4 protein-coding genes are annotated in these 5,129 nt (G+C 72.4%); all 4 read left to right on the forward strand.

All coding sequences use genetic code 11. The annotated features are described in order from the left end of the window. The coding region (locus tag ACWGI8_RS39115) for an ABC transporter permease (RefSeq protein WP_453668204.1) at positions 1-803 on the forward strand (803 nt) is incomplete at its 5' end. Positions 804-832: 29 nt separating this feature from the next. Further along, entirely contained in the window at positions 833-1,837 is a 1,005-nt protein-coding gene (locus tag ACWGI8_RS39120) for an ABC transporter ATP-binding protein (RefSeq protein WP_453668207.1), read from the forward strand. 156 nt (positions 1,838-1,993) lie between these two features. Then, positions 1,994-2,767, forward strand: coding sequence for a VOC family protein (locus ACWGI8_RS39125; RefSeq protein ID WP_453668205.1), 774 nt, complete (start codon positions 1,994-1,996; stop codon positions 2,765-2,767). 330 nt (positions 2,768-3,097) lie between these two features. Next, positions 3,098-5,129 (forward strand): FG-GAP-like repeat-containing protein (locus tag ACWGI8_RS39130; RefSeq protein ID WP_453668206.1); only part of this gene is annotated, 2,032 nt, incomplete at its 3' end.

The raw sequence follows: 5,129 nt of genomic DNA on the forward strand, positions 1-5,129 counted from the left end.
TCGGCGCCTTCCGCGCCGATGAGCTGCGCCGGTCGTCCGGGGCTCTGCCGGCGCTCGCCTCCCCCGGGGTCGCCGAACGGCTGGGCGGCGGGGTGACCGAGGTCGGTCCCGTGGGCAGCCCGTTCACCGTACGGGTGGACCTGGTGCGCGACGCCACCCCGGCCTCGGCCGACGGCGACTTCCTCGTGGTCGACGCGGCGGGCCTGCCCGGCGCCGCCACCACCACACTGCTGGTCTCGGGCCCTTCCGTGTCCGGTACCGCGCTGAAGGCCGCGGCCCGTACGGCGGGCGGCGGCGCGGCGGTCACGCTGCGCTCCGCCGAGCGGGACGGCTTCACCGAGTCGCCGGTGCAGAGCGGCGCCGAATGGGTCTACGCGGTGGCCGCCGTCGCGGGCGCCGGGTACGCCGTGCTCGCGGTGCTGCTGTCGCTGCTGCAGGCTGCCCCGGAGCGGGCCGCGCTGCTGGGCCGGCTGCGCACCATGGGCCTGACCCGCCGTCAGGGGCGCCGGCTGCTGGTCCTGGAGTCCCTGCCGCAGGCGCTGCTGGCCGCGGTGGGCGGTGCGCTGGTCGGCTGGGCGGCGATCCGGCTGCTGGCACCCGGTATCGATCTGGGCCGGCTGGCCCTGGCCGCACAGGGGAACGTCACCTCGTCCGGCCCCGTACAGCTGCGCGCCGACCCGTGGAGTCTGCTGCTGCCCGCGCTCGCCGTGGTGGTGATCGCCGCGGCGGTGGCGGCGGCGCAGGCCTGGGTGACCACCCGGCGTACGACAACGAGCGAACTCAGGGCAGGAGACACGCGATGACCGACTCCTCCACGGCCGCACCGGCCTCCATGGCCGGGGCGGCCTCGACCGCCTCCGCGGGAACCACCCTCGGGGAGCTCGAACGCCGGGCGGCGGCCCGTCGCGACAGCCCGGAGTACGGCCACGACGCGCTGATCACCTGCGACCGTCTGGTGCGCATCTTCACCGCCGACGGCGTCGAGGTGCAGGCACTGCAGGGGCTCGATCTCCTGGTCCGGGAGGGCGAGTTGATGGCCCTCGTCGGCGCGTCCGGCAGTGGCAAGTCGACGCTCATGAACATCCTCGCGGGCCTGGACGAGCCGACGGCGGGCGCGGCGAAGGTGGCCGGCTGCGATCTGCTGACGATGGGCGCGAAGGAGCGGCTGCGCTACCGGCGCGAGACCGTCGGCTTCGTCTGGCAGCAGACGGCACGCAATCTGCTGCCGTATCTGACCGCCGCGCAGAACGTGGCGCTGCCGATGCAGCTGCGCGGCCGTGGAACGCGGAAGGCGAGGAAGAAGGCGGAACGGAGCGAGTACGTGATGTCCCTGCTGTCCCTGCTGGACGTCGCCGACTGCCGTGACCGCCACCCGCGGCAGATGTCCGGTGGCCAGCAGCAGCGTGTGGCGATCGCGGTGGCGCTGGCCAACGAGCCGTCGGTGCTGCTCGCCGACGAGCCGACGGGCGAGCTCGACTCCCAGACCGCCGAACAGATCTTCGCGGCGTTCCGCACGGCGAACGAGCAGCTCGGCACGACGATCGTCATCGTCACCCACGACCAGGCGGTGGCCGACGAGGTCCGTCGCACGGTGGCCATCCGCGACGGCCGCACCTCCACGGAGATCCTGCGGCGCACGGAGATCGACGCGGCGACGGGCCAGGAGTCGGTGGTGGCAAGGGAGTACGCGATGCTGGACCGGGCCGGCCGCCTTCAGCTCCCCGCGGAGTACACGGAGTCCCTCGGCATGCGCGACCGGGTCATGCTGGAGCTGGAGCACGACCACATCGGAATCTGGCCGGACGACACGGACAAGGACGACACGGACAAGGCCTGAACGCGCGCGCCGGACCCTGTCCGGACCGCCTGCGGTGGCGACGGTCCTGATTCTGTTGAAGGGTGTGAGGGAGTCGATTCCTGCGCAGGGATGACAGGAATGAGGTGAGCGGCCTTGGCGGCCACAGCGCGTGGGGTTCAGGGCACGCCCTGCTGGGTGAGCCTGACGACACAGGACATGAAGGCCGCCCAGGACTTCTACGGAGCGGTGTTCGGCTGGGAATTCGAGCCGGATGCCCAGGCACAGGGCTCGTACGTCGTCGCGCTGGAGAAGGGGGCGCCGGTCGCGGGTCTCGTCGAGTCCACGCAGACCATGGGGGTGCGGCTGCCGGTCGCCTGGACGGCCTATTTCGTGGCGGACAGTGCGGACGCGGTGGCCTCACGCGTACGGGAGCGGGGCGGCACGGTCGCCGTGGGCCCGCTCGCGTTCGGACGGGGACGGGTGGCGTGGGCCGCCGACCCCGTGGACGCGCTGTTCTGCATCTGGGAGGGTCCGGTCGACGCCGGCTGGCACGCGGGCCGCGGCAGCGGCGCCGTGGCGTGGCTCGAGCTCCATACGAGGGACCCGTTCGACTCGGCGCTGTTCTACGGCGGGGTCTTCGAATGGGACTCCCAGGGACCCGACCGTATCGATGTGCGCTACGAGCACGACCGGGTGATGCTGCGGGCCGGCGGGCACACCGTGGCCGGGCTGTACGGCGGCGTGGCGGCGTCACCGGATCCGGAGATCAGACCGAAGTGGCACGTCCACTTCTGCCGCGATGACGTGGACTCCGCGGTGGCCCGTGCCGCCGCGGCGAACGGCACGATCATCACGCCTCCGCGGGACACTCCGCTCGGACGGGTGGCGACCCTGCGTGACCCTGAGGGCGGTTTGTTCCATCTCTCGTCCGTGGAGAACCCGGCACCGGAGTCCGCCGAAGACATCTGAGTCCCGGCCGCCGCCTAGTAGCCCTCCGGTGATCACCGGAGGGCTCGACTGCGGCCTCGTGCTGTGCGCCGACCGCCCACGGCGCGGCCCCGGTCGTCCTCGCCGTGGTGTCCAGGTGCCGTCGGTGAGCTGTGGCCACTGACGCCCGTACGAGCCCTCCCCCCTCCCCCGTGTGAGCCCTGTCACATGTCACCGCTGGGCCGTGATGTTTCACCATCCGGGATCGCTGCACAGTACAAGCGCTCCCGTGACGGGTGCGCCTCCAGTGGACTCTTCTGAGGGGTGGGGCATTTGAGCCCGCGTACGTCGCACGCGTACCGACCGTTGAGTATGAAACGCCGGGCATGGCTGACCATCGGGGCCGTGGTCCTGGGTGGGGCGGGCGTGGTCACCGTGGCGACGGCCAATCCGTCCGATCCGCCGACCAGGCCCCCGCTGCACGAGCGGGCGGCCAAGCTCCGTACTCTCGCGCTCGCCGACGGCGGAGCCACCGAGCGGGAGTTGCCCGCCACCGAAGCCGAGCCGTTCTCGCTGGTCGGTATCGGCTGGGACGGGGCCACGGCCGAGGTCACGGGCACGGCGCGGGTCCGTACGCGCAGCGCCGCGACGGGCAAGTGGTCCGGCTGGCAGGCGGTGGATCTCGACGCGCACCGGCCGGACGGCGCGGAAGGCAACGGACGGGGTGCCTCCGAGCCCCTGTGGGTCGGCCCTTCGACCGCCGTACAGGTGCGCGTGGACGGCCGGAAGGCACTGCCCAAGGGCCTGAAGCTGCACATGGTGGACCCCGGTGTCAGCAAGGCCGAGGCCAAGAACCCCGCCGCGCCTGCCGCGGGCCTGAGCTCGCCCACGCCCGCCATGGACAACGCGGCGTTCGCCGTGGAGGAGACCCCCTCCCCCACGGCGACGGACACCGTGGTCCCCACGGACAGCGCCGCCCCGAGCGACACGCCGAGTGAGACCGCTGCCCCGACGGACACCGTCACGCCGACGGGCACCGGGACGGCCACGCCCACCGGGACCCCGTCCGGCACCGGCACGCCGACCCCCACCCCGACCAAGCCGGCCCCGCTGCCGTCGACGGTCAGGCAGCCCCCGATCATCAGCCGCGCCGCGTGGGGCGCCGACGAGTCGCTCGTCGACGACCCGGCCGAGTACATCGAGAAGATCCAGGCGGTCTTCATCCACCACACCGTCGGCAGCAACAACTACAGCTGCGCCGAGTCGGCGGCCCTGGTCCGCGGCATCATGACGTACCACATCCAGAGCGAGGGCTGGAACGACCTCGGCTACAACTTCCTGGTCGACAAGTGCGGCCGGATCTTCGAGGGCCGCGGCGGCGGTATCGACCTGCCCGTCAAGGGCGCGCACACCTACGGCTTCAACAGCTACTCCACCGCCATCGCCTTCCTCGGCGACTTCGAGGGCGACCCGGCGACCGGCAAGCCCGCCGGGCAGCCGTCGAAGGCCGCCCTGCAGTCGGCGGCCCGGGTCGCGGCGTGGAAGCTCGGCCAGTACGGCGGCAACCCGAAGGGCACGGTCACCCTGACCGCGCAGGGCGACACGGGCAAGTACACGACGGGCCAGCAGGCCACGATGAGCGTGATCTCCGGACACCGTGACGCGTTCGCCACCGCCTGCCCCGGCAAGAACCTGTACGCCAAGCTCTCCTCGATCCGGAACTTCGCCGCCTCTGCCGGCCGCGGCTCCGCGATCCCGACGGCCGACTACAACCGGGACGGCATCACCGACCTGGTCGCCGGTCTGCCGAAGGCGGCGAACAGCGCGGGCCGGGTGACGGTCCTGCCCGGCACCACCGACGGGCCGAGCACGACGGTGCGGCAGTCCATCGACCAGAACAGCACGGGCGTGCCCGGTGAATCGGAGGACGGTGACCAGTTCGGCACCACCTCCGCCTGGGGCGACTTCAACGGTGACGGCCACGCCGACCTGGTCGTCGGCACGCCGGGCGAGGACGACGAGTCCGGCCACACCGACACCGGCTCGGTGACCGTTCTGAACGGCCCGGGGCTGAACTCCGGCGTCAGCTACATGACCTCGCCCGCCTACCGGGTCACCGGTGACAAGCTCGGCACCGCCGTCACCACCGGCGACTTCAACGCCGACGGCACCGCGGACGTCCTGTCGGTCGCCCCCGGCAAGCCGGGCCGCTGGTGGATGTTCGAGTCCAAGAACCCCACCTACGCGACGCAGGCCGGCTGGCTGAGCGACACCGCGAACACCTCGGTGGTGTCCTTCGCCTCCGCCGCGAGCGGCGATTTCAACAACGACGGCTACGCCGACGCGGCGATCACCTACCGCGACTCCGCGGGCGTCGGCCGGCTGGTCGCGCTCAAGGGCTCGG

Source organism: Streptomyces sp. NPDC054841 (assembly GCF_053611045.1).